Here is a 24,611-nt window from a genome sequence, read left to right on the forward strand (position 1 = left end):
GCCGATCATCTATGATCGGCGCGTGTCTGTTCTTATCTATATCGAGCCTTATCCATGAATCAGAACGCTGAATACTCCGCGGTCAACGATGCTGTGCGCGGGCAGTTTTTTCGCAAAGTATGGGCGATCATCACGCCTTACTGGCGCAGTGAAGAGAAGATCCAGGCCTGGACGCTGCTGATTGCGGTGATAGCGCTCTCGCTGCTCAGTGTGGGCATCTCGGTGTGGTTCAACACCTGGTACAAGGACTTTTACAACGCGCTGCAGAAGAAGGACGAGGCGGCGTTCTGGCAGCTGATTCTGTACTTCTGTGCGATAGCGGCGGTGGCGATTGTCGGGGCGGTGTATCGGCTTTATCTGACTCAGATGCTGACGATACGCTGGCGGGCCTGGCTCACTGAAAAGCATTTCTCGCGTTGGCTCGCCGACAAGAACTACTACGAGCTGGAGCAGGGCGGTTATACCGATAACCCGGACCAGCGAATTTCCGAAGACCTCAACAACTTCACCTCCAACACCCTTGAACTGGGTATCGGGTTGCTGCGCAATATCGTCAGCCTGGTGTCGTTCTCGATCATTCTGTGGGGCGTGTCGGGCAGCATCGAAGTCTTTGGCATCACCATTCCCGGCTACATGTTCTGGTGCGTGCTGGTTTACGCCGTGGTCGGTAGCTGGCTGACGCATTTGATCGGTCGTCGTTTGATCGGCCTGAACAACCAACAACAACGCTTTGAAGCCGACCTGCGTTTTTCCATGGTGCGGATTCGCGAGAACGCTGAAAGCATCGCGTTGTACAACGGCGAACCGAACGAAAATCGTCGGTTGAGCGCTCGCTTCGGGAATGTCTGGCACAACTTCTGGGACATCATGAAAGTGTCCAAGCGCCTGACGTTCTTCACCGCCGGTTACAGCCAGGCGGCCATCATCTTCCCGTTCATCGTGGCCTCGCCGCGTTATCTCGCTGGCAAGATCGAACTCGGTGAGTTGATGCAGATCAGCTCGGCATTCGGCAACGTTCAGGAGAGTTTCAGCTGGTTCATCAGTGCGTACCAGAGCCTCGCTTCCTGGCGCGCCACTTGTGATCGTCTGCTGAGTTTCCGTCAAGCCATGACCGACAATGAACAACGTGCGCCGGCCATTGATGTGCAGAATCAGGGCAGTGAATTGAAAGTCCACAACCTGGGGCTGGATCTGGCCGACGGCCGCCACTTGCTGACCAGCGCCGACATGACCGTTGAACCGGGTGATCGGGTGATGCTCAGCGGCCGCTCCGGCAGCGGCAAGTCGACGTTGCTGCGGGCGATGGGGCATTTGTGGCCCGCGGGGCACGGCAGCATTCGGCTGCCGGCGGCGCGTTATCTGTTTCTGCCGCAGAAACCTTATCTGCCGATCGGCACCCTGCGCGAGGCCTTGAGTTATCCACAGGCGGGCGACACCTATTCACCCGAACGATACGCGCAAGTGCTGGAAACCTGCCGCTTGCCGCATCTGGTCGCGCGTCTGGATGAGGCCAATCACTGGCAGCGGATGCTCTCGCCCGGTGAACAGCAACGCCTGGCCTTCGCCCGCGCACTGCTTTATGCACCGCACTGGCTGTACATGGACGAAGCCACCTCGGCGATGGATGAAGAAGACGAAGCCACGCTTTATCAGGCGCTGATCGACCAGTTGCCCGAGTTGAGCATTGTCAGTGTTGGTCACCGTAGCAGCCTGAAGCGGTTCCACCCACGGCATGTGCGAATCGACAACGGCCACCTGGTTGAACAAACCGTGACCGCCTGACCCACACAAATCTCCTGTAGGAGCTGCCGCAGGCTGCGATCTTTTGACTTTGATTTTCTGAAACAAGATCAAAAGATCGCAGCCTGCGGCAGCTCCTACAGGGCCGATGTGATCCGGCCGGTGATCGTACAACCCGCTTGAGCTATGATGCCCACAAGCCGAACTTTCGAGACAAGACGTAGACCATGGAAAACCTGATCGAAACCCCGCGCCTCCCCCGCAAGCGCCGCAGCCTGGCTCAGGAATTGGTGACGGTGCTCAGCGAGCAGATCCGTGACGGCCTGCTCAAGCGTGGCGACAAGTTGCCTACCGAGTCGGCGATCATGGAAGCCCATGGCGTCAGCCGCACCGTGGTGCGCGAGGCGATTTCCCGTTTGCAGGCCGCCGGCCAAGTAGAAACCCGCCACGGCATCGGCACTTTCGTACTCGATACGCCAAGCCCGAGCGGCTTTCGGATCGACCCGGCCACCGTCGTCACCCTGCGTGACGTGCTGGCGATTCTCGAATTACGCATCAGCCTCGAAGTGGAATCCGCCGGCCTTGCCGCGCAACGTCGCAGCCCCGAGCAACTGGCAACCATGCGTGCCGCCCTCGATGCGCTGAATGACAGTGTTGCCCACGCCAGTGATGCCGTCGCCTCTGACTTTGCGTTCCACCTGGAAATCGCCCTGTCCACCGGCAACCGCTATTTCACCGACATCATGACTCACCTGGGTACCAGCATCATTCCGCGCACGCGACTGAATTCGGCGCGCCTGGCCCATGATGATCAGCAACACTACATGAGTCGCCTGAGCCGTGAGCACGAAGAAATCTACGAAGCAATCGCCCGTCAGGATTCCGATGCAGCGCGTGCCGCGATGCGTCTGCACCTGACCAACAGCCGCGAAAGGCTGCGCCAGGCCCATGAAGAGGCGCAGGCGCAGCGGGGTTAGTCGCTCACGCTTCGATCCGTAGCAGCAACGGCTCTGAATAGGGCTCCAAGCTGGACTCGTCCTGAAATTTGTAGCGCAGTTCGATTTCCGAATGCAGGTACGACAGTAGTACCTCTTTCGGAATGTGCAGTTCGATGCCCGTCAGTTTTTCCATCTCGTCCTCGGCGTCATCCCAAGTGCCAGTGTTGACTTCTTCGCTCGCCCATTCGGGCTCCTCGGGGTCATCGCCCAGAATCGCGTAGACGCTCCAGTTCGCCGCAAAATCGCTGGAATCGGGCACTTGAATGATCAGTTCGTCGCTCAACGCCGACAGGTTCACGGTTGCTGTTTCAGGTGTATGAGGCAGAAATTGCGGAAGTTCGGGTGGGGCAAAATCCATCGGGGGCGCTCTCCATGCGAGGTGTGCCGTGATCCATTCACGGCGGGTTTGCACGGTACGAGAATCCCGCCTGTCTCGTTTTAAACCGTCTATTTCCATTTATTGCGATGCCACCTGTAGGAGCTGCCGCAGGCTGCGATCTTTTGACTTTGATTTTCTGAAAGAAGATCAAAAGATCGCAGCCTGCGGCAGCTCCTACAGGGGCATTGCAGCTATTGATAACAATCTTGTCGGACAAAAAAGCACTCTCAACGATGAAATGCAGTTGACGGTTATTTTTTAAGTTGTACGATGACCTACAACTTCGGCGAATAGCTGAACGATCCAATCACAAAAAACGTTGCTACCAGGGTGTTCGAATAATGAATCCACAAGAACTGAAGTCCATCCTCTCTGCCGGCCTGCTGTCTTTCCCGGTGACCGATTTCAACGCGCAGGGCGATTTCAACCGCGCGGGCTATATCAAACGTCTGGAATGGCTGGCCCCGTACGGTGCTTCGGCCCTGTTCGCCGCCGGTGGCACCGGTGAATTCTTCTCGCTGGCCGCCAGTGAATACTCGGAAATCATCAAGACTGCCGTCGATACCTGCGAAACCAGCGTGCCGATTCTGGCCGGCGTGGGCGGTTCGACTCGTCAGGCCATCGAATACGCACAGGAAGCCGAGCGTCTGGGCGCAAAAGGTCTGTTGCTGCTGCCGCATTACCTGACCGAAGCCAGCCAGGACGGTGTCGCCGCTCACGTTGAAGCCGTGTGTAAATCGGTGAAGATCGGCGTGGTGGTTTATAACCGCAACGTCTGCCGCCTGACCGCACCACTGCTGGAACGTCTGGCCGAGCGCTGCCCGAACCTGATCGGTTACAAGGACGGTCTGGGTGATATCGAGTTGATGGTGTCGATCCGTCGCCGCCTCGGTGATCGCTTCAGCTACCTGGGTGGTTTGCCGACCGCCGAAGTCTATGCCGCCGCCTATAAGGCGCTGGGCGTGCCGGTTTACTCCTCGGCAGTGTTCAACTTCATTCCGAAAACCGCGATGGATTTCTACCACGCCATTGCCCGCGAAGATCACGCCACTGTTGGCAAGATCATCGACGACTTCTTCCTGCCATACCTCGACATCCGTAACCGCAAGGCCGGTTATGCCGTGAGCATCGTCAAGGCCGGGGCAAAAATCGCCGGCTATGACGCGGGCCCGGTGCGGGCGCCGCTGACCGATCTGACTGGCGAAGAGTACGAAATGCTCGCTGCGCTGATCGACAAGCAAGGTGCGCAATAACACCCGATAAAACCAAGGCCGCTGAGCAATCAGCGGCCTTTTGCGTGAGGAGCGATTTCAGTGACTGATTCAAAACGCTACGACAACTACATCAACGGTGAATGGGTCGCCGGTTCCGATTACTCGGCCAACATCAACCCGTCCGAGCTGAGCGACACCATCGGCGACTACGCCAAGGCCGATCTGGCGCAAGTCCACGCCGCCATCGACGCTGCGCGCGCAGCGTTCCCGGCATGGTCGACTTCGGGCATTCAGGCCCGTCACGATTCGCTGGATAAGGTTGGCTCGGAAATCCTCGCTCGTCGCGAAGAACTCGGTACTCTGCTGGCCCGGGAAGAGGGCAAGACCCTGCCCGAAGCCATCGGCGAAGTGACCCGCGCCGGCAACATCTTCAAGTTCTTCGCCGGTGAATGCCTGCGTTTGTCCGGCGACTACGTGCCGTCGGTGCGTCCGGGCGTCAATGTCGAAGTGACCCGCGAAGCGCTGGGTGTGGTCGGTCTGATCACCCCGTGGAATTTCCCGATCGCCATTCCATCGTGGAAGATCGCTCCGGCCCTGGCCTACGGTAACTGCGTGGTTTTGAAACCTGCCGATCTGGTACCGGGCTGCGCTTGGGCGTTGGCCGAAATCATCTCCCGCGCAGGCTTCCCGGCCGGCGTGTTCAACCTGGTGATGGGCAGCGGCCGTGTAGTTGGCGATGCACTGGTGCAGAGCCCGAAAGTCGATGGCATCAGCTTCACCGGTTCCGTCGGCGTGGGTCGGCAGATCGCGGTCAACTGCGTGTCGCGTCAGGCCAAGGTTCAGCTGGAAATGGGCGGCAAGAACCCGCAGATCATTCTCGACGACGCCGACCTCAAGCAAGCGGTCGAGTTGTCGGTGCAGAGCGCGTTCTACTCCACCGGCCAGCGTTGCACGGCGTCGAGCCGCTTGATCGTCACCGCCGGGATTCACGACAAGTTCGTCGAAGCCATGGCCGAACGCATGAAGTCGATCAAGGTCGGCCACGCGCTGAAATCCGGCACCGATATCGGTCCGGTGGTTTCGCAGGCGCAGCTTGAGCAGGACATGAAATACATCGACATCGGCCAGTCCGAAGGTGCGCGTCTGGTCAGCGGCGGCGGTCTGGTGACCTGCGACACCGAAGGTTACTACCTCGCGCCAACGCTGTTTGCCGACAGCGAAGCATCGATGCGCATCAGCCGCGAAGAGATTTTCGGCCCGGTGGCCAACATCGTTCGCGTTGCCGATTACGACGCTGCGCTGGCCATGGCCAACGACACCGAATTCGGTCTGTCGGCCGGCATCGCCACCACGTCGCTGAAGTACGCCAACCACTTCAAACGTCATTCCCAGGCCGGGATGGTGATGGTCAACCTGCCGACCGCCGGCGTGGATTACCACGTTCCGTTCGGTGGCCGTAAGGGTTCATCCTATGGCTCACGTGAGCAAGGCCGCTATGCGCAAGAGTTCTACACGGTCGTGAAGACCAGCTACATCGGTTCCTGAATGGAGCACGCGGTGTCGACCCCGACACCGCACCCCTGTAGGAGCTGCCGAAGGCTGCGATCTTTTGATCCTGATTTTCTGGCGTCATGGATGGCGCCGAAAATCAAAAGATCGCAGCCTTCGGCAGCTCCTACAGGGAGCAAGCGAATACAACAGATTCACCCGCGCATAAAAATAATCAGTGGGAGTACATCTACATGCAACCGACTCAAAAGCCGACTCACGTCCGCTATTTGATCCTGCTCATGCTGTTTCTGGTGACCACGATCAACTACGCCGACCGCGCGACCATTGCGATCGCCGGTTCCAGCCTGCAAAAAGACCTCGGCATCGACGCGGTTACCCTCGGTTATATCTTCTCCGCATTCGGTTGGGCCTACGTGGCCGGGCAAATTCCCGGTGGCTGGCTGCTTGATCGCTTCGGCTCGAAAAAAGTCTATGCCCTGAGCATTTTCACCTGGTCGCTGTTCACCGTGCTGCAAGGCTTTGTCGGTGAGTTCGGCATGTCCACGGCGATTGTTGCGCTGTTCATGCTTCGCTTCCTGGTGGGCCTGGCCGAAGCGCCGTCCTTCCCCGGCAACGCACGCATCGTCGCGGCCTGGTTCCCGACCGCTGAACGCGGCACTGCTTCGGCGATCTTCAACTCGGCGCAATACTTCGCCACCGTGTTGTTCGCACCGCTGATGGGCTGGATCGTCTACAGCTTCGGCTGGGAACACGTGTTCATCGTCATGGGTATCCTCGGTATCGTCTTCTCGCTGATCTGGCTGAAGGTTATCCACAGCCCGCGCGAACACCCGAGCATCAACGATGCCGAGTTCAAGCACATCGCTGACAATGGCGGCATGGTCGACATGGACCAGCGCGGCAAAAAATCCGACGGCCCGAAATGGGACTACATCCGCCAGTTGCTGACCAACCGCATGATGCTCGGCGTGTATCTGGGTCAGTACTGCATCAACGGCATCACGTACTTCTTCCTGACCTGGTTCCCTGTTTACCTGGTGCAGGAACGCGGCATGACCATCCTCAAGGCGGGTTTCATCGCTTCGTTGCCGGCGATCTGCGGGTTTATCGGTGGCGTGCTGGGCGGGGTGATTTCCGATTACCTGCTGCGCAAGGGCCATTCGCTGACCTTTGCCCGCAAGGCACCGATCATTGCTGGCCTGCTGGTTTCCAGCAGCATCGTCGCCTGCAACTATGTAGATGTTGAATGGATGGTCGTGGGCTTCATGGCTCTGGCATTCTTCGGTAAAGGCGTTGGCGCACTGGGTTGGGCAGTGGTTTCCGACACCTCCCCTAAACAAATCGCCGGTCTGAGCGGTGGTCTGTTCAACACCTTCGGCAACATCGCTTCGATCACCACGCCGATCGTGATTGGCTACATCATCAGTTCCACCGGCTCGTTCAAATGGGCGCTGGTGTTCGTCGGTGCCAACGCACTGGTTGCGGTGTTCAGCTATCTGGTGATCGTCGGCCCGATCAAACGTGTGGTGCTCAAAGAGCCGCCAACCACTGGCGGTGTTGAAGCCAGCGGTAAATTGTCTCAAGCGCATTCCTGAGGAGCGGCGTCATGCAGTTGATTGAACATTCCGACTCGCCGCGCTACATCCGCCTGCACGAGCGGGACAACGTGGTGGTAGTGGTCAATGACCAAGGTGTTCCGGCCGGAACCGAATTCGCCGATGGCCTGGTGACGGTGGATTTCGTCCCGCAGAGCCACAAAGTCAACCTCGTCGATATTCCCGAGGGCGGGCAGGTGATTCGCTATGGCCAGATCATTGGCTACGCGTTGCAGCCGATTCCCCGTGGCAGTTGGGTCAAGGAAGATCAACTGCGCATGCCGACCGCGCCGCCGCTGGACAGCTTGCCGTTGTCCACCGAGGTGCCAGAGGCGCAGGCGCCGCTGGAGGGTTTCACCTTCGAGGGTTATCGCAACGCCGACGGCACTGTCGGCACGCGCAACATTCTCGGGATCACCACCACCGTGCAGTGCGTCACCGGCGTGCTCGATCACGCGGTTAAACGCATCAAGGATGAGTTGCTGCCGAAGTATCCGCACGTCGATGACGTGGTGGCGCTGACCCACAGTTACGGCTGCGGCGTGGCGATCACTGCCACCGACGCCTACATTCCGATCCGCACCGTGCGCAATCTGGCGCGCAACCCGAATCTGGGCGGCGAGGCGCTGGTGATCAGTCTGGGCTGCGAGAAGTTGCAGGCCGGGCAGGTGATGCACGAGGACGACGCTTCGGTCGATCTCAGCGATCCATGGCTGTATCGCTTGCAGGATTCCAGTCACGGTTTCACCGAGATGATCGAGCAGATCATGGCGTTGGCTGAGGTTCGACTGAAGAAACTCGACCAGCGCCGCCGCGAAACCGTGCCGGCCTCCGAGTTGATCCTGGGTATGCAGTGCGGCGGCAGTGATGCGTTTTCCGGGATCACCGCTAATCCGGCGCTGGGTTATGCCTCGGACTTGCTGCTGCGGGCGGGGGCGACGGTGATGTTTTCCGAAGTCACCGAAGTGCGCGACGCGATTTATCTGCTGACCTCTCGGGCGCAAACCAAAACCGTCGCCGAGGAACTGGTGCGCGAAATGGATTGGTACGACCGCTATCTGGCCAAGGGTGAAGCGGATCGCAGTGCCAACACCACGCCGGGCAACAAGAAGGGCGGGTTGTCGAACATCGTCGAGAAGTCGCTGGGTTCGATCGTCAAATCCGGCAGCAGCGCGATCAATGGCGTGCTTGGTCCGGGTGAGCGTTTTAAACAGAAGGGTTTGATCTTCTGCGCGACCCCGGCCAGTGATTTTGTCTGCGGCACGTTGCAACTGGCGGCGGGGATGAACCTGCATGTGTTCACCACCGGGCGCGGCACGCCTTACGGGCTGGCGATGGCGCCGGTGGTGAAGGTGTCGACACGTACTGAGCTGGCGCAGCGCTGGCCTGATTTGATCGATATCGATGCCGGGCGGATTGCCACCGGGCGCGCGACCATCGAAGAGCTGGGCTGGGAGTTGTTCCACTACTATCTGGATGTTGCCAGCGGCAAACAGCAGACGTGGGCGGAGAAGCACAAGCTGCATAACGACATTACTTTGTTCAATCCGGCGCCGATTACCTGAGACCGAGCTGCCTTGAAAAGATCGCAGCCTGCGGCAGCTCCTACCTTGGAATGCATTTTTCCCTGTAGGAGCTGCCGCAGGCTGCGATCTTTTGATCTTCAATTGGGCTCAGTGGCTTATCATTAGGCCCCTAACGACGCTCACCCAAGGCTCCCCGGCATGCTGGCAATTTTCCTCGAAACCCTGAACATCACCGCGCCGGTGTTTGCCATGCTGTTTCTCGGTGTGCTGCTCAAGCGCATCGACTGGATCAACGACAACTTTATCCACACGGCATCGTCGCTGGTGTTCAACGTCACCATGCCGGCGCTGCTGTTCCTCGGCATTCTGCATGCCGACCTGCACGCCGCGTTGCAACCGGCACTGCTGATCTACTTCTCGATTGCCACGCTGGTGAGTTTTGCCGTCGCTTGGGGCTGGGCGATTTTCAAGTGTCCGCGCGAAGATCGCGGCATCTATACCCAAGGCGCGTTTCGCGGCAATAACGGGGTGATCGGCCTGGCACTTGCCGCGAGCATGTATGGCGATTACGGCATTTCGCTTGGGGCGATTCTCGCGGCGCTGGTGATCCTGTTCTACAACACGCTCTCGACCATTGTGCTGGCGGTCTACAGCCCGGTGATCAAATCCGATCCGTGGAGCATCTGCAAAAGTGTGTTCAGCAATCCGCTGATCATCAGCGTGATCGCGGCGGCGCCGTTTGCCTACTTCAAGATCAGTCTGCCGGGATGGCTGGAAACTTCTGGCCAGTATCTGGCGCAAACCACCTTGCCGCTGGCGTTGATCTGCATTGGCGGCACGCTGTCACTGGCGGCGCTGCGCAAGAGCGGCAACATGGCGCTCAGCTCAAGTCTGGTGAAGATGATCGGCTTGCCGGTGCTCGCGACCTTTGGCGCATGGCTGTGCGGGTTTCGCGGGGCGGAGCTGGGGATTCTGTTTCTGTACTTCGGCAGCCCGACGGCGGCAGCCAGTTTTGTCATGGCGCGGGCGGCGCAGGGTAATCATGAACTGGCGGCGGCGATTATTGTGCTGACCACGCTGATGGCGGCGATCACCACCAACGTCGGTATCTTCATCTTGCAGTGGGGCGGGTGGATCTGAAGGGCAAGATCAAAGGATCGCAGCCTCCGGCAGCTCCTACAGGGGAGCGCATTTCACTGTAGGAGCTGCCGAAGGCTGCGATCTTTTAGCTTTTCTGATAACTGTCGATCACTTCCTGCGCCGCCCGAAATGCATCAATCGCCGCCGGCACACCGGCATACACCGCGCAATGCAGCAGCGCTTCGCGAATCTCTTCCACGGTGCAGCCGTTGTTCAGCGCTCCGCGCACATGGCCCTTCAGCTCTTGCGGGCACTTCAGCGCGGTCAGCGCGGCCAAGGTAATCAGGCTGCGGGTTTTCAGCGGCAGACCTTCGCGATTCCACACGCCGCCCCAGGCATGTTCGTTGACGAAATCTTGCAACGGCTGGGTGAACTCGGTGGCATTGCCCAGTGCGCGGTCGACAAACACATCGCCCATTACCTGACGGCGGACTTCAACCCCGGACTTCTTCGATTCGGTCATGGCATATCCCTCTTGTGGTGTTGGCGGCGCCAGGCGCGTACGGACGTGAACAGCAAAAACGCCAGCAGCGGCGGCAGAACGTAAAACAACATCAGCCGCTCCAGTTTGCCGGCCAGTGGCATACCGGTGGTGAACGACACCACGTGCAGCCCGTACACCAGATACAAACCGAGCAGCAGCAGACCTTCGACGCGGGTCACGCGGTAGCCGGAATAGAACACCGGCAGACACAATGCGGCGACACCAAGCATCACCGGCAAATCGAAATCCAGCGCATTGGGCGAGACAGACAAAGGCATCGGTGCGATCAGTGCAGTAAGCCCAAGCACCCCAAGCAGATTGAACAGATTGGCGCCGATCACGTTGCCCACGGCGATGTCCCGCTGCCCGCGCAGAGCCGCAATCAGCGACGTCGCGAGTTCTGGCAGCGAAGTGCCGACAGCAACGACAGTGAGGCCGATCACTCGCTCGGAGAATCCAAGGTCGGTGGCCACCACGACAGCGGCGCCGAGCAATAGGCGTCCGGCGAACACCAGCATGGCCAGGCCGACAATGATCATCAGCCCACTGACGAACCACGACGCCGGCGCAGTTTCAGGTTGTTCCGAATGGGGGCGTGCCGAATGCCGCGACTGGCGCAGCAGCAAACCCAGATACAGCGCCAGTGCGCTCAGCAACAGGATGCCATCGAGGCGACCGAGCTCTTCATTCCACGCCAGCAAGAACACCAGCAGACTGGCGCCGATCATCAGCGGAATATCCAGACGCACCAACTGCCGCGACACGCGCAACGGAATGATCAGCGCCGACAGGCCAAGGGTCACCAGGATATTGAAGATGCTGCTGCCGATCACACTGCTGACCGCAATGTCCGGGGTATGCGCCTGTGCCGCTTGCAGGCTGACGGCCATTTGCGGCGCACTGCTGCCAAACGCGACCACCGTGAGGCCGATGATCAGCGGCCGCACATGCAGTCGCGCAGCCAGGCGCACTGCCGCGCGCACCATCAGTTCGGCGCCGAAGATCAGCAGGCACAGCCCGGCAAACAATTCGATCAGGCTGATCAGCGGCAAATCGGCTAAGGCGAAAATGGTGGGCGCTCCATCAGTCGTCGAGGGCCTGCACACGAACCCGTGCAGTGCCGCTGCGCAGCATACCGAGTTGTTCGGCCGCCCCGCGAGACACATCGATCAAGCGCCCACGGGTGTGTGGGCCGCGATCGTTGATACGGACCACGACGGATTCATCGTTTTTAAGATTGGTGACTTTCACCCGGGTACCGAAGGGTAGCTGGCGGTGGGCGGCGGTCAGGGCATTCTGGTTGAACGCTTCGCCACTGGCGGTGCGTTTACCGTGGTGTTTGGCTCCGTAATAGGAGGCGACGCCGGTCTGGTCGTAACCGTGCGGGTCGATGATGTCGGTGCTGGCGCAACCGGCGAGTAAGGAGAGCAGGGCGCAGCCCAGGAGCAGACGCTTCATTCAAAGGTTTCCCGAAACTAATGCAGGAGTGAGCCTGTGTGGAGGATGAGCTTCCTGTGGCGAGGGGATTTATCCCCGATGGGTCGCGAAGCGGCCCCAATCTCTGAGTACGATTTGTATCTGACAAATCGAGAACTCAGGTTTTGGGGCTGCTTCGCAGTCCATCGGGGATAAATCCCCTCACCACAAACATGCACCAGCCACAGAAGGTTATTCCCCACAGGGGATAGAGCCAGGTTTTAGGTCTGGCTCCATTTTCATCAGCCTTCGAGCTTGCTTTTCAGCAGTTCGTTCACTTGCTGCGGGTTGGCCTTGCCTTTGGAGGCTTTCATGGCCTGGCCGACGAAGAAGCCGAACATCTTGCCGCGTTTGGCTTCGTCTGCCGCGCGGTATTGCTCGACTTGCTCGGCGTTGGCCGCGAGCATTTCGTCCAGCACCGCAGAGATCGCGCCGCTGTCGGTCACTTGCTTCAGGCCACGCTTTTCGATGATCTCGTCTGCGCTGCCTTCACCGTTGGCCATCGCTTCGAACACTACCTTGGCGATCTTGCCAGAGATGGTGTTGTCCTTGATGCGCTGCAGCATGCCGCCCAATTGCTCGGCCGAAACCGGCGATTCGTCGATGTCCAGGCCTTGCTTGTTGAGCAGGCTGCCCAACTCGACCATCACCCAGTTCGCCGCCAGTTTGGCGTCGCCGCCGATGGCTGCGACTTTCTCGAAGTAGTCGGCTTGTTCGCGGCTGGTGGCCAGGACGCTGGCGTCATAGACCGACAAACCGAATTGCTCCTGGAAGCGCTCGCGTTTCTGCGGAGGCAGTTCCGGCAGGGTGGCGCGCACCTCGCCGAGGAACGACTCTTCGATGACCACTGGCAGCAGGTCCGGGTCGGGGAAGTAACGGTAGTCGTTGGCTTCCTCTTTGGAACGCATCGGACGGGTCTCGTCCTTGTTCGGATCGTACAGACGGGTCTGCTGGATCACTTTGCCGCCGTCTTCGATCAGCTCGATCTGACGCTGGATCTCGGAGTTGATCGCCTTCTCGATGAAACGGAACGAGTTGACGTTCTTGATCTCGCAGCGCGTGCCGAATTCAACCTGGCCTTTTGGACGGATCGACACGTTGCAGTCGCAACGCAGCGAACCTTCGGCCATGTTGCCGTCGCAGATGCCCAGATAGCGGACCAGCGCGTGGATTGCCTTGACGTAAGCCACGGCTTCCTTGGCACTGCGCATGTCCGGCTCGGAAACGATTTCCAGCAACGGCGTGCCGGCACGGTTCAGGTCGATGCCGGTGGCACCGTTGAATTCTTCATGCAGGCTCTTGCCGGCGTCTTCTTCCAGGTGCGCGCGGGTGATGCCGACACGTTTGACCGTGCCGTCTTCCAGCGCGATGTCCAGGTGGCCCTTGCCGACGATCGGCAATTCCATCTGGCTGATCTGGTAGCCCTTCGGCAGATCCGGGTAGAAGTAGTTTTTACGCGCGAACACGTTGTGCTGACCGATCTCGGCGTCAATCGCCAGACCGAACATCACCGCCATGCGCACTGCTTCCTGGTTCAGCACCGGCAACACGCCGGGCATGCCCAGGTCGATCAGGCTCGCCTGAGTGTTCGGCTCGGAGCCGAACGTGGTCGAACTACCGGAAAAGATTTTCGACCGGGTGGTGAGCTGGGTATGAATCTCCAGCCCGATCACGACTTCCCATTGCATGTGTGTCTCCTCAGAAGCCGGTTGGGGTGCGGGTGTGCCAGTCAGTGTTCAACTGATACTGATGCGCAACGTTGAGCAAACGGCCTTCCTGGAAATACGGAGCGAGCAGCTGCACGCCGACCGGCAGACCGTCGACAAAACCGGCTGGCATCGACAGGCCCGGCAGGCCCGCGAGGTTGGCGGTGATGGTGTAGACGTCTTCCAGATAGGCAGCGACCGGGTCGCTGTTCTTGGCGCCGAGTTTCCAGGCCGGGTTCGGCGTGGTTGGGCCGAGGATGATGTCGACCTCATTAAAGGCAGCCATGAAATCGTTCTTCACCAAACGGCGAATCTTCTGCGCCTTGAGGTAGTAGGCATCGTAGTAACCGGCGGACAGCGCGTAGGCACCGACCATGATCCGGCGCTGCACTTCAGGCCCGAAGCCTTCGCCACGGGAGCGCTTGTACAGGTCGATGAGGTTTTCCGGGTTCTCGCAGCGATGGCCGAAACGCACGCCGTCGAAACGCGACAGGTTGGAGGAGGCTTCTGCCGGCGCAATAACGTAGTACGCAGGAATCGCGTGCTGCATGTTCGGCAGGCTGATTTCCTTGATCACGGCACCGAGCTTCTGCAGCTCTTTGATGCTGTTCTGGATCAGCTCGGCAATGCGCGGGTCGAGACCGGCGCTGAAGTATTCCTTCGGCACACCGATGCGCAGGCCTTGCAGCGACTCGTTGAGGCTGGCGGAGTAATCCGGCACAGGCTCATCGATGCTGGTGGAGTCGTTCTGATCGAAGCCGGCCATACCTTGCAACATAATTGCGCAGTCTTCGGCAGTGCGTGCCAACGGGCCGCCCTGATCGAGGCTGGAGGCGTAAGCGATCATGCCCCAGCGCGAAACACGACCGTACGTCGGTTTCAGGCCGGTGAGGTTGGTGAACGCGGCGGGCTGACGGATCGAGCCGCCGGTGTCAGTGGCGGTGGCCGCTGGCAACAGACGAGCGGCAACGGCCGCCGCCGAACCACCGGACGAACCGCCCGGCACGTGTTCCAGATTCCACGGGTTTTTCACCGCGCCGTACCAGCTCGACTCGTTGGCCGAACCCATGGCGAATTCGTCCATGTTGGTCTTGCCCAGGGTCACAGCGCCGGCAGCGGCCAGTTTGGCGACCACGGTGGCGTCGTACGGAGCCTTGAAATTGTCGAGCATCTTCGAGCCGCAGCTGGTGCGAATGCCCTGGGTGCAGAACAGGTCTTTGTGGGCGATCGGCGCACCCAGCAGGGCGCCGCTCTCACCGTTGGCACGGCGTGCGTCGGCGGCTTTCGCCTGCTCAAGCGCCAGCTCTTCGGTGAGGCTGATGAAACTGTTGAGCTGCGGATCGAGCTGGGAAATACGCGCCAGCAGGACTTTGGTCAGCTCTTCGGAGGAAAACTTTTTATCGGCGAGACCGCGAGCGATCTCGGCCAGAGTCATTTGATGCATTGCAGGCTCTTTCCCTTTAGTCGATGACTTTCGGAACCAGATACAGGCCGTTTTCGACCGCTGGTGCGATGGACTGGTAGGCCTCGCGGTGATTTGTTTCGGTCACGACGTCGGCGCGCAGGCGCTGACTGGCTTCCAGCGGGTGGGCCAATGGCTCGATACCGTCGGTATTAACAGCCTGCATTTCGTCGACCAGACCGAGAATGCTGTTGAGGGCCGAGGTGATGTGCGGAAGATCGGCATCATTAAGGCCAAGGCAGGCCAAATGCGCGATTTTTTCCACGTCGGAGCGTTCTAGTGCCATCGGGATTCTCCAGTGGAAAACAGAACGGACGGCGTCCGTGTGTTAGATTGTCGGAACACTACCGCACTTCTACGGTCATAAGGCCGCGATTGTGGGGCTTGGTGCACAGAAAAGCGGCCAATTTAACATATTGGCGCCTTGCCCAAAATCCCTGTCGTTGTTAGAGTTTGCCGCACTTTTTTACCCACGCGTTGCCTAGGGTCCCTTTCCCATGTTCAAGAAACTGCGTGGCATGTTTTCCAGCGATCTTTCCATTGACCTGGGCACTGCCAACACCCTTATTTACGTGCGCGAGCGCGGTATCGTCCTGAATGAGCCATCGGTTGTGGCCATTCGGACACACGGTAATCAGAAAAGTGTCGTTGCTGTCGGCACCGAGGCCAAGCGCATGCTCGGCCGTACGCCGGGCAACATTGCTGCCATTCGTCCGATGAAAGACGGCGTGATCGCCGACTTCAGCGTCTGCGAAAAGATGCTGCAATATTTCATCAACAAGGTTCACGAAAACAGTTTTCTGCAGCCTAGCCCTCGTGTGCTGATCTGCGTTCCATGCAAATCCACCCAGGTTGAGCGTCGCGCCATCCGTGAATCGGCCCTCGGTGCCGGTGCCCGTGAAGTGTTCCTGATCGAAGAGCCAATGGCTGCAGCGATCGGTGCCGGTCTGCCGGTTGAAGAAGCACGCGGTTCGATGGTCGTCGATATCGGTGGTGGTACCACTGAAATCGCACTGATCTCCCTGAACGGTGTGGTTTACGCCGAATCCGTACGCGTTGGTGGCGACCGCTTCGACGAAGCGATCATCACTTATGTGCGCCGTAACTACGGCAGCCTGATCGGTGAATCCACCGCAGAGCGCATCAAACAGGAAATCGGTACGGCCTACCCGGGCGGCGAAGTTCGCGAAGTCGACGTTCGCGGTCGTAACCTGGCAGAAGGCGTTCCACGCGCATTCACCCTGAACTCCAACGAAGTGCTGGAAGCTCTGCAAGAGTCTCTGGCCACCATCGTTCAGGCAGTGAAGAGTGCGCTGGAGCAATCGCCGCCGGAACTGGCTTCCGACATCGCCGAGCGTGGCCTGGTGCTGACCGGTGGTGGCGCGCTGCTGCGTGACCTCGACAAGCTGCTGGCCCAGGAAACCGGTCTGCCGGTGATCGTTGCCGAAGATCCGCTGACCTGTGTTGCTCGCGGCGGTGGCCGTGCATTGGAAATGATGGATAAGCACACCATGGATCTGCTCTCGAGCGAATAAGTCGCCGAGTGCAATACGTGGGTGAGCGCACAGGCAGCACTTTGCAGTGCTGCCTGTTGGCGTTTATCTTCTGTCAGTCTTCATCCAGGCCGGTTTGATGCCGTATGAATAAACAGAACATTTGCCTGGGAGGAGCGGCTTATTAAACCGCTTTTCGCCAAAGGCCCTTCGCTGGGTGTGCGCCTGCTGGTGCTGGCCGTGTTGTCGGTCGCACTGATGGTGGTCGATGCCCGCTTCGACCTGCTCAAGCCCGCGCGCAAACAAGCGTCGCTGGTGTTGATGGACGCCTACTGGATCACCGACCTGCCCGGACGGCTGTGGGACGGTATCGCCAGTCAGTTCGGCAGTCGCACCGAGCTTGTCGCCGAAAACGAAAAACTCAAGACCGAAAACCTGCTGTATCAGGGCCGCATGCAAAAGCTTGCCGCGCTGACCGAGCAGAACGTCCGGCTGCGCGAGTTGCTTAATTCTTCCGCGCTGGTCAACGAAAAGGTCGAAGTGGCCGAGTTGATCGGCATGGACCCCAACCCCTTCACCCATCGCATCATCATCAATAAAGGTGAGCGCGACGGCGTGGTGCTTGGTCAACCGGTGCTCGATGCGCGCGGTTTGATGGGGCAGGTGGTCGAGTTGATGCCTTACACCTCCCGTGTACTGCTGTTGACCGACACCACTCACAGCATTCCTGTGCAGGTGAACCGTAACGGTCTGCGGGCGATTGCCAGCGGCACCGGCAACCCTGAACGCCTGGAACTGCGGCATGTCGCCGACACGGCGGATATCAAAGAAGGCGATTTGCTGGTCAGCTCCGGTCTCGGCCAGCGCTTCCCGGCCGGTTACCCGGTGGCGACGGTCAAGGAAGTGATCCATGACTCCGGCCAACCGTTCGCGATCGTGCGCGCAGTGCCGACCGCTGCTTTGAACCGCAGCCGCTACCTGCTTCTGGTGTTCAGCGACTCACGCACCGCCGAGGAGCGCGCCAACGACGCCGCGCAAGCTCAAGAAGCTCTGGATGCCCATGGCGGCGGTCCGATGCCGGCCTCGGTAGTTTCCCGGCCGTTGGTCATGCCGGCGCCGGCTGCTCCGGCTGCCGAGCAAACCCCGGCTGCTACGACGCCTGCCGCGACCCCGGCCAAACCTGCTGCGAGCAAGCCGCCTGCGGCCGCACCGGCGGCGACCAAGCCCCCGGCGTCTTCTCCTGCCGCCAGCAAACCACCTGCCAAACCGCCGGCAACGGCGCCAGCCACCACTGGGGGACGAGAATAATGGTCGGTGTCAAAGCCTCCCGAAATGGCTGGATCATCTGGCTGACCTTCGTTGTTGGCATATTGCTCAGCGTTTCGCCGTTACCGATCTTCATGGAAATCCTGCGTCCGCTTTGGCTGGCCTTGCTGCTGACGTTCTGGGCGCTTTACATGCCGCACGCGGTGGGTATGGTCACGGCGTTCTGCCTGGGCCTGGCCGAAGATGTGCTGCAGGGCGATCTGTTTGGGCAGAACGCGCTCGTTCTCACGCTGATCACTTTCCTGGTGCTGTCATTGCAGCAGCGCCTGCGCATGTTCCCGATGTGGCAACAGTGTCTGGTGATTCTGGTGATTTTCGGGCTCGCGCAACTGGTGCAGTTGTGGCTCAGTGCCTTGACCGGTAACCGTCAGCCGACCCTGGCGCTGGTGCTGCCGGCACTGACCAGTGCCTTGCTGTGGCCCTGGATCAGTTTCGCTTTGCGTGGATTACGCCGCCGCTACAAAATCAATTGAGCCGGTGAAGCAGGCCACTGAACAGGGGATGTTTTGATGAAGCCGCTTTACCTTGCCTCCGGATCGCCGCGTCGACGTGAATTGCTCACGCAGATCGGCATTCCTTTTTCCGCCATCAGTGCGGACATCGATGAAACTCCATTCCCCGAAGAATCACCTGTGGCCTACGTCGAACGCCTCGCGCGCGGCAAAGCCGAGGCCGGGCGGCGCACGCTTGTTTCGGCTGCGCCGTTTTGCGTTCTGGGCGCCGATACTGCGGTGGTGCTCGATGGCAAAATTCTTGGCAAACCGGTGGACGAAGCCGATGCATGCGCCATGCTGATGATGTTGTCCGGCAAAGAACATGAAGTGCTGACCGCCATCGCTGTGCTCGAAGGCGAGCGCTGCGAGTCGCGGGTGGTGCGCAGCCTGGTACGGTTCCGGCCGATCAGCCGCGAAGAGGCCGCTGCCTACTGGGCCAGCGGTGAACCCAGGGACAAGGCCGGTGGTTATGGGATTCAAGGGCTCGGCGCGGTGTTTGTCGCGGGGCTCAATGGCAGCTATTCAGCGGTGGTCGGGCTGCCCGTTTGCGAAACCGCAGAACTGTTGGGCCATTTCGGCATACCCTGTTGGCAAAACCTGAACGCGCAATAAGCGTCGTACGAACAAGATGCGGCCATTATCGTGAACACGCCTGAACGAGATCCTGCCATGAGTGAAGAGATTCTGATCAACATAACGCCGATGGAATCGCGCGTGGCGGTGGTCGAAAACGGTGTGCTGCAAGAAGTCCACGTGGAGCGCACGCAAAAGCGCGGCATCGTCGGCAACATCTATAAAGGCAAGATTGTCCGGGTACTGCCGGGTATGCAGGCAGCCTTCGTCGACATCGGCCTCGATCGTGCGGCGTTCATTCATGCCGCGGAAATCTCTCTGCGCGAAGGCCCGGCGGTGGAAAGCATCAGCTCGCTGGTGCACGAAGGCCAGAGCCTGGTGGTGCAAGTCACCAAGGATCCGATCGGCTCCAAAGGTGCGCGACTGACCACGCAATTGTCGATTCCATCGCGCTATCTGGTGTACATGCCGCGCACCGCCCACGTCGGCATTTCCCTGAAAATCGAAGACGAAGCCGAGCGCGATCGCCTCAAGCAGGTGGTCACCGATTGTGTCGCCAAAGAAGGCATCAAAGAGGCTGGCGGCTTCATTCTGCGGACCGCCGCCGAAGGTGCCGGGGCCGATGAGATCCTCATGGACATCCGCTACCTGCGGCGCCTGTGGGATCAGATCAACGAACAGATCAAAACCATCGGCGCGCCGAGCGTGATCTATGAAGACCTCGGCCTGGCCTTGCGCACGTTGCGCGATCTGGTCAATCCGAAAATCGAGAAGATCCGCATCGATTCCCGGGAAACCTTCCAGAAAACCACGCAGTTCGTCGCCGAACTGATGCCGGAGATCGCCGATCGACTGGAACACTATCCGGGCGAGCGACCGATTTTCGATCTATACGGTGTCGAGGACGAAATCCAGAGAGCGCTCGAGCGCAAAGTCCCGCTGAAGTCCGGTGGCTATCTGGTGGTCGATCCGGCCGAAGCCATGACCACCATCGACGTCAACACTGGCGCTTTCGTTGGTCATCGCAATCTCGAAGAAACCATCTTCAAGACCAACCTCGAAGCGGCGACCGCGATAGCCCGGCAGATGCGCCTGCGCAATCTGGGCGGGATCATCATCATCGACTTCATCGACATGGAAGATGAAGAACACCGGCGTCAGGTTCTGCGAACCCTGGAAAAACAGCTGGAGCGCGATCACGCCAAGACCAACATCATCGGTATTACCGAGTTGGGCCTGGTGCAGATGACCCGCAAGCGCACCCGCGAAAGCCTTGAGCAAGTGCTGTGCGAACCGTGCAGCTGCTGCCAGGGTCGCGGCAAATTGAAGACTGCCGAAACCATCTGTTACGAGATCTTCCGCGAGATCCTTCGTGAAGCCCGGGCCTATCAGGCCGAGGGTTATCGCGTGCTGGCGAACCAGAAAGTGGTGGACCGGCTGCTTGACGAGGAATCCGGGAATGTCGCCGAGCTTGAAGGGTTCATCGGCCGCACCATACGCTTCCAGGTGGAAACCATGTATTCCCAGGAACAATATGACGTGGTGCTGCTCTGAACCCCTGCGTCACCCTTTTTTCACAGCGGCTGGCCTCAGCTTTTCGCAGTATTTTTGCCATGGGAGCCAACTGACATGGACCGTCTGACACGCATTTTGGCCGCACTCACCCGTTGGGGGCTGGGCCTGTGCGCGTTGGTTCTGGTGTTGATGGCGTTGTACGTCAGTCTCGGCCGCGAACTGACGCCGTTGGTGGCCGAATATCGTGCCGACATCGAAGACAAGGCCAGTGCCGCCCTCGGCATGCCGTTGCAGATCGGCGAACTGGAAGGCAACTGGAGCGGTTTTGCGCCGATCCTGTTAGCCCACGACGTGATGATCGGCGACGGCGCCAATGCCTTGCGTCTTGATCGTGTGCGGGCAGTGCCCGATCTTTGGGCCAGCCTGTTGGCCCGCGAAGTGCGCATCGCTCATCTGGAACTCAATGGCCTGAAGATCAGCCTCAAGGAAGCCGAGGACGGCACCTGGGCGCTTGAAGGTTTGCCGGTGCAGAAGGATCAGCCGCTGGATCCCGAGCAACTGTTCAACCGCTCGCAAATGATCCAGCAATTGTCAGTACTCGAAAGTCAGGTGACCTTGCAGCCGCTGGATCACCCGCCGATGACGCTCACCTATGTCGGTCTCAATCTGCAGACCGGTGCCAGTCGACAACGCCTTGACGCACGCTTGACCTTGCCTGACGGCCAACCCGTCGCGCTGAGCCTGCACACACGGATTCGCCCCAGCCAGTTACGCGACAGCACGGTGGAAGGCTACGCCAGCCTGCCGCAAAGCGACTGGTCGAAGTGGCTGCCGGAGCGTCTGACCCAGCAGTGGAATTTCTCCGAAATAAAAGCCGGCGGCGAGCTTTGGGTGAACTGGGCCGAGGGCACTTTGCAAAGTGCCGCGATTCGTTTGAATGCCCCGCAACTGACCGGTGCTTACGCCGAGCGCAAGCCGATCAAGATCAACAATCTGGCGCTCAACGCCTATTACGAAAACAGTGCCCAAGGTGCGACGGTCACTTTCGATTCGTTGGCGATGAATTTCGGTGAAACCCGCTGGGAATCGCGAGTGCAAGTGCAGCAGACCCGCGCCACTGACAAGGTTGAAGAGCTCTGGCACTTACAGGCTGATCGCCTCGACCTGACCCCCATCACCCCACTGCTCAACGCGTTGGGGCCGTTGCCGCAAGGTGTCGCCACAGCCGTGGAGCGCCTGAAGGTCACCGGCGGCCTGCGCAATGTCCTGCTGGATTTCCGCCCGAATGCCACTGACGGAACCAAATTCGGCTTCGCGGCCAATCTCGATAACGTCGGGTTTGATGCCTATCACGGCGCTCCGGCGGCGCGAAATGTCAGCGGTAGCCTCAGCGGCAACCTCGATGGTGGTGAACTGCGCATGGACAGCAAGGATTTTGTCCTGCACCTCGATCCGATTTTCGCCAAGCCATGGCAATACATTCAGGCCAACGCCCGACTCACCTGGAAGCTTGATAAGGACGGCTTCACCCTGATCGCTCCGTACCTTAAGGTGCTGGGCGAAGAGGGCAAGATTGCCGGTGACTTCCTGATTCGTCTGCATTTCGATCACAGTCAGGAAGACTACATGGACCTGCGGGTCGGTCTGGTCGACGGCGACGGCCGCTACACCGCCAAGTACTTGCCCGAAGTGCTGAGCCCGGCGCTGGATGAATGGTTGCGCACGGCGATTCTCAAAGGCGCGGTGGATCAGGGTTTCTTCCAGTATCAAGGCTCGCTAAGCAAGAACGCCGGGGAGGCTGATCGCAGCATCAGTCTGTTCTTCAAGGTGCATGACGCCGAACTGGCCTTCCAGCCGGGTTGGCCGCATGTCAGCAAGGTCACTGGCGACGTGTTCATCGAGGACAGCGGCGTGCGGATCTGGGCCAGCAAGGGCCAATTGCTCGACACCCAGGTCAGCAACGTTTTCGTCAATATTCCCCATGTCCCGGCCGGACAGCATACCCATATGTACCTCGACGGTGCGTTCGCGGGTGGTCTGGGTGACGGTTTGAAGATTCTTCAGGATGCACCGATCGGCACTGGCGAAACCTTTGCCGGATGGGAAGGCGCGGGGGATCTGCAAGGCAAGCTCAAACTCGACGTGCCGCTGGACAAGGGCGGCGACCAGCCGAAAATCGTCGTCGACTTCAAGACCGCCAATGCAAGGCTGAAACTGGCGGAGCCGAAACTGGAGCTGACGCAACTCAAGGGTGATTTCCGCTTCGACAGCGCCAAGGGTCTGAGCGGGCAGAATATCGCTGCCCGAGCGTTCGACAAGCCGGTCACTGCGCAGATTTTCGCTGATGGCAGCGCCAACCAGCTCAAGACCCGTGTCGCTGCGACGGGGCAGGTTGAAGTCAAGAAACTGACCGACTGGCTCGGCGTCACTCAACCGCTGCCAGCGTCCGGGACGATTCCCTATCAGTTGCAACTGAATCTGGACGGCAACGATAGCCAGTTGATGGTCAGCTCTAACCTCAAAGGTGTGGCGGTCGATATGCCAGCACCGTTTGGCATGGCGGCGGATGTTGGTCGAGACACCGTTTTCCGCATGACCTTGCAAGGGCAGGAGCGGCGTTACTGGGTCAGTTATGGTCAGTTGGCCAGTTTCACCTTTGCTGCGCCGCCGGCTGATTTTGCCCAGGGCCGCGGTGAGTTGTTCCTCGGGGAGGGCGAAGCCGTGTTGCCGGGCGCCAAGGGTTTGCGGGTTCGCGGTGTGCTGTCGGAGCTGGACGTCGCACCCTGGCAGGATCTGGTCAGCAAGTACGCCGGACAGGATCCGGGCGGCAATGCCAAGCAACTGTTGAGCAGTGCCGATTTCAAGATCGGCAAGCTGACAGCATTTGGCACGACGCTGGATCAGGCCTCGGTGCAACTGAATCGCAAACCGGGGGCGTGGAATCTGGCGCTCGACAGTCAGCAAGCCAAAGGCACTGCTGGCCTGCCAGACGCCAAAAACGCGCCGATTGCGGTGAACCTGCAATACGTGCGACTGCCGGCGCCGGATCCGACGGTGCAGGCTGACGAGAATTCGCCTGATCCGTTGGCGTCTGTCGATCCGACGAAAATTCCGGCGCTGGATATCACCATCAATCAACTGTTCCTGGGCCAGGATCTGGTCGGTGGCTGGTCGCTGAAGATCCGCCCGACCAGCAAAGGCATCGCCATGAACAATCTCGACATGGGGCTCAAAGGCATCCTGTTGCAGGGCAATGGCGGCTGGGAGGGTGCACCGGGTTCCAGCACTAGCTGGTTCAAGGGCCGGATCGGCGGCAAGAACCTCGCCGATGTCCTCAAGGGCTGGGGCTTCGCGCCGAGTGTGACCAGTCAAGAGTTTCACATGGACGTCGATGGCCGCTGGCCGGGTTCGCCGGCGTGGCTGGCGACCAAGCGTTTTTCCGGCACCCTCGATGCGTCGCTGAACAAGGGCCAGTTTGTCGAGGTGGAGGGCGGCGCGCAGGCTTTGCGAGTGTTCGGGCTGCTCAACTTCAACTCCATCGGCCGTCGTCTGCGTCTGGACTTCTCCGACCTGTTTGGCAAAGGTCTGAGCTATGACCGGGTCAAAGGCCTGCTCGTGGCGACCAACGGTGTTTACGATACCAAAGAGCCAATCCGCCTGACCGGGCCATCGAGCAACATTGAGCTCAACGGCAAGCTGGACCTGGTGGCTGAACAGGTCGACGCCAAGTTGCTGGTGACATTACCGGTGACCAACAATCTGCCGATTGCCGCGTTGCTTGTGGGTGCTCCGGCGGTCGGGGGGGCGCTGTTCCTGATCGACAAGCTCATCGGCGACCGTGTGTCACGCTTTGCCAGTGTGAAATACACCGTCAAAGGTCCGTGGAAAGAGCCGAAAATCACTTTCGACAAACCTTTTTGAGTAGCATGAGGCAAGCGCCCGTGCAGGAGCTGCCGAAGGCTGCGATCTTTGCTTTTG

At 59.6% G+C, this 24,611-nt stretch carries 20 protein-coding genes; 13 read left to right on the forward strand and 7 right to left on the reverse strand.

Annotated features, from left to right (window positions below; all coding sequences use genetic code 11):
- Positions 1 to 54 precede the first annotated feature (54 nt).
- Both ICA16_RS20345 and ICA16_RS20350 read left to right on the forward strand, forming a co-directional pair.
- Positions 55 to 1,782 carry an ABC transporter ATP-binding protein/permease gene (locus tag ICA16_RS20345; RefSeq protein WP_210701367.1) on the forward strand — a complete coding sequence of 576 codons (1,728 nt, stop codon included), beginning with the start codon at positions 55 to 57 and terminating at the stop codon, positions 1,780 to 1,782.
- Between the two features lie 185 nt (positions 1,783 to 1,967).
- On the forward strand, positions 1,968 to 2,717 hold the full coding sequence (locus tag ICA16_RS20350) for a FadR/GntR family transcriptional regulator (protein ID WP_150617120.1): 750 nt from the start codon (positions 1,968 to 1,970) through the stop codon (positions 2,715 to 2,717).
- 4 nt (positions 2,718 to 2,721) lie between these two features.
- Here ICA16_RS20350 and ICA16_RS20355 read toward each other — a convergent pair whose 3' ends face one another.
- Complete coding sequence (locus ICA16_RS20355; protein ID WP_210701368.1) at positions 2,722 to 3,096, reverse strand: hypothetical protein; 375 nt, start codon at positions 3,094 to 3,096, stop codon at positions 2,722 to 2,724.
- Between the two features lie 362 nt (positions 3,097 to 3,458).
- Between ICA16_RS20355 and kdgD the strand changes: the two genes are divergently transcribed.
- The 5 genes from kdgD (at position 3,459) to ICA16_RS20380 (ending at position 10,104) form a co-directional block, all read left to right on the forward strand.
- On the forward strand, positions 3,459 to 4,370 hold the full coding sequence (gene kdgD / locus ICA16_RS20360; RefSeq protein WP_042557640.1) for a 5-dehydro-4-deoxyglucarate dehydratase: 912 nt from the start codon (positions 3,459 to 3,461) through the stop codon (positions 4,368 to 4,370).
- A 60-nt stretch (positions 4,371 to 4,430) separates the two neighbouring features.
- Entirely contained in the window at positions 4,431 to 5,876 is a 1,446-nt protein-coding gene (locus ICA16_RS20365) for an aldehyde dehydrogenase family protein (protein ID WP_150604428.1), read from the forward strand.
- Positions 5,877 to 6,073: 197 nt separating this feature from the next.
- Complete coding sequence (locus ICA16_RS20370; protein ID WP_047299764.1) at positions 6,074 to 7,438, forward strand: MFS transporter; 1,365 nt, start codon at positions 6,074 to 6,076, stop codon at positions 7,436 to 7,438.
- A gap of 11 nt (positions 7,439 to 7,449) precedes the next feature.
- A complete protein-coding gene (gene garD, locus ICA16_RS20375; RefSeq protein ID WP_150617124.1) occupies positions 7,450 to 9,003 on the forward strand; it encodes a galactarate dehydratase in 1,554 nt (517 codons plus the stop codon).
- 159 nt (positions 9,004 to 9,162) lie between these two features.
- Positions 9,163 to 10,104 (forward strand): AEC family transporter, encoded by a 942-nt coding sequence (locus ICA16_RS20380; RefSeq protein ID WP_150604426.1) that lies wholly within the window; start codon positions 9,163 to 9,165, stop codon positions 10,102 to 10,104.
- 85 nt (positions 10,105 to 10,189) lie between these two features.
- Here ICA16_RS20380 and ICA16_RS20385 read toward each other — a convergent pair whose 3' ends face one another.
- The 6 genes from ICA16_RS20385 to gatC form a co-directional block, all read right to left on the reverse strand.
- A complete protein-coding gene (locus tag ICA16_RS20385; protein WP_042557645.1) occupies positions 10,190 to 10,567 on the reverse strand; it encodes a carboxymuconolactone decarboxylase family protein in 378 nt (125 codons plus the stop codon).
- A complete protein-coding gene (locus ICA16_RS20390) occupies positions 10,564 to 11,625 on the reverse strand; it encodes a calcium/sodium antiporter (RefSeq protein ID WP_150604448.1) in 1,062 nt (353 codons plus the stop codon). The genes ICA16_RS20385 and ICA16_RS20390 overlap by 4 nt, the downstream gene beginning before the upstream one ends.
- A gap of 46 nt (positions 11,626 to 11,671) precedes the next feature.
- The gene (locus ICA16_RS20395) at positions 11,672 to 12,046 is read right to left on the reverse strand and encodes a septal ring lytic transglycosylase RlpA family protein (RefSeq protein WP_150604425.1); all 375 of its coding nucleotides are present in this window, start codon (positions 12,044 to 12,046) and stop codon (positions 11,672 to 11,674) included.
- Between the two features lie 260 nt (positions 12,047 to 12,306).
- Positions 12,307 to 13,752: an Asp-tRNA(Asn)/Glu-tRNA(Gln) amidotransferase subunit GatB gene (gene gatB, locus ICA16_RS20400; RefSeq protein WP_042557647.1), complete on the reverse strand. Its 1,446-nt coding sequence runs from the start codon at positions 13,750 to 13,752 to the stop codon at positions 12,307 to 12,309.
- 10 nt (positions 13,753 to 13,762) lie between these two features.
- Positions 13,763 to 15,214 carry an Asp-tRNA(Asn)/Glu-tRNA(Gln) amidotransferase subunit GatA gene (gene gatA / locus ICA16_RS20405; protein WP_150604424.1) on the reverse strand — a complete coding sequence of 484 codons (1,452 nt, stop codon included), beginning with the start codon at positions 15,212 to 15,214 and terminating at the stop codon, positions 13,763 to 13,765.
- A 16-nt stretch (positions 15,215 to 15,230) separates the two neighbouring features.
- Complete coding sequence (gene gatC, locus ICA16_RS20410; RefSeq protein ID WP_007901429.1) at positions 15,231 to 15,518, reverse strand: Asp-tRNA(Asn)/Glu-tRNA(Gln) amidotransferase subunit GatC; 288 nt, start codon at positions 15,516 to 15,518, stop codon at positions 15,231 to 15,233.
- A gap of 211 nt (positions 15,519 to 15,729) precedes the next feature.
- Here gatC and mreB point away from each other — a divergent pair, with 211 nt between their 5' ends.
- The 6 genes from mreB to ICA16_RS20440 all read left to right on the forward strand — a co-directional run bounded on the left by mreB (position 15,730) and on the right by ICA16_RS20440 (position 24,554).
- Positions 15,730 to 16,767: a rod shape-determining protein MreB gene (mreB, locus tag ICA16_RS20415; RefSeq protein WP_002555108.1), complete on the forward strand. Its 1,038-nt coding sequence runs from the start codon at positions 15,730 to 15,732 to the stop codon at positions 16,765 to 16,767.
- A 141-nt stretch (positions 16,768 to 16,908) separates the two neighbouring features.
- Positions 16,909 to 18,033 carry a rod shape-determining protein MreC gene (gene mreC, locus ICA16_RS20420; RefSeq protein ID WP_210701512.1) on the forward strand — a complete coding sequence of 375 codons (1,125 nt, stop codon included), beginning with the start codon at positions 16,909 to 16,911 and terminating at the stop codon, positions 18,031 to 18,033.
- Positions 18,033 to 18,524, forward strand: a complete 492-nt coding sequence (gene mreD / locus ICA16_RS20425; protein WP_042557650.1) for a rod shape-determining protein MreD — start codon at positions 18,033 to 18,035, stop codon at positions 18,522 to 18,524. Before mreC ends, mreD begins: the two co-directional genes overlap by 1 nt.
- 36 nt (positions 18,525 to 18,560) lie before the next feature.
- Complete coding sequence (locus tag ICA16_RS20430; RefSeq protein ID WP_210701369.1) at positions 18,561 to 19,157, forward strand: Maf family protein; 597 nt, start codon at positions 18,561 to 18,563, stop codon at positions 19,155 to 19,157.
- A 57-nt stretch (positions 19,158 to 19,214) separates the two neighbouring features.
- On the forward strand, positions 19,215 to 20,672 hold the full coding sequence (gene rng / locus ICA16_RS20435) for a ribonuclease G (RefSeq protein WP_150604421.1): 1,458 nt from the start codon (positions 19,215 to 19,217) through the stop codon (positions 20,670 to 20,672).
- 75 nt (positions 20,673 to 20,747) lie between these two features.
- Positions 20,748 to 24,554 carry a YhdP family protein gene (locus ICA16_RS20440; RefSeq protein WP_210701370.1) on the forward strand — a complete coding sequence of 1,269 codons (3,807 nt, stop codon included), beginning with the start codon at positions 20,748 to 20,750 and terminating at the stop codon, positions 24,552 to 24,554.
- The last annotated feature ends 57 nt before the right edge of the window (positions 24,555 to 24,611 follow it).

It is taken from the genome of Pseudomonas anatoliensis, assembly GCF_017976235.1.
Lineage (GTDB): Bacteria > Pseudomonadota > Gammaproteobacteria > Pseudomonadales > Pseudomonadaceae > Aquipseudomonas > Aquipseudomonas anatoliensis.

Coding starts and splice junctions, on each gene's coding strand:
- mreD (WP_042557650.1), top strand. CDS start 18,033: ATGGTCGGTGTCAAAGCCTCCCGAAATGGCTGGATCATCTGGCTGACC.
- garD (WP_150617124.1), top strand. CDS start 7,450: ATGCAGTTGATTGAACATTCCGACTCGCCGCGCTACATCCGCCTGCAC.
- kdgD (WP_042557640.1), top strand. CDS start 3,459: ATGAATCCACAAGAACTGAAGTCCATCCTCTCTGCCGGCCTGCTGTCT.
- gatB (WP_042557647.1), bottom strand. CDS start 13,752: ATGCAATGGGAAGTCGTGATCGGGCTGGAGATTCATACCCAGCTCACC.
- ICA16_RS20345 (WP_210701367.1), top strand. CDS start 55: ATGAATCAGAACGCTGAATACTCCGCGGTCAACGATGCTGTGCGCGGG.
- ICA16_RS20385 (WP_042557645.1), bottom strand. CDS start 10,567: ATGACCGAATCGAAGAAGTCCGGGGTTGAAGTCCGCCGTCAGGTAATG.
- gatC (WP_007901429.1), bottom strand. CDS start 15,518: ATGGCACTAGAACGCTCCGACGTGGAAAAAATCGCGCATTTGGCCTGC.
- mreB (WP_002555108.1), top strand. CDS start 15,730: ATGTTCAAGAAACTGCGTGGCATGTTTTCCAGCGATCTTTCCATTGAC.
- ICA16_RS20355 (WP_210701368.1), bottom strand. CDS start 3,096: ATGGATTTTGCCCCACCCGAACTTCCGCAATTTCTGCCTCATACACCT.
- ICA16_RS20380 (WP_150604426.1), top strand. CDS start 9,163: ATGCTGGCAATTTTCCTCGAAACCCTGAACATCACCGCGCCGGTGTTT.
- rng (WP_150604421.1), top strand. CDS start 19,215: ATGAGTGAAGAGATTCTGATCAACATAACGCCGATGGAATCGCGCGTG.
- ICA16_RS20430 (WP_210701369.1), top strand. CDS start 18,561: ATGAAGCCGCTTTACCTTGCCTCCGGATCGCCGCGTCGACGTGAATTG.
- gatA (WP_150604424.1), bottom strand. CDS start 15,214: ATGCATCAAATGACTCTGGCCGAGATCGCTCGCGGTCTCGCCGATAAA.
- ICA16_RS20395 (WP_150604425.1), bottom strand. CDS start 12,046: ATGAAGCGTCTGCTCCTGGGCTGCGCCCTGCTCTCCTTACTCGCCGGT.
- ICA16_RS20370 (WP_047299764.1), top strand. CDS start 6,074: ATGCAACCGACTCAAAAGCCGACTCACGTCCGCTATTTGATCCTGCTC.
- ICA16_RS20440 (WP_210701370.1), top strand. CDS start 20,748: ATGGACCGTCTGACACGCATTTTGGCCGCACTCACCCGTTGGGGGCTG.
- ICA16_RS20350 (WP_150617120.1), top strand. CDS start 1,968: ATGGAAAACCTGATCGAAACCCCGCGCCTCCCCCGCAAGCGCCGCAGC.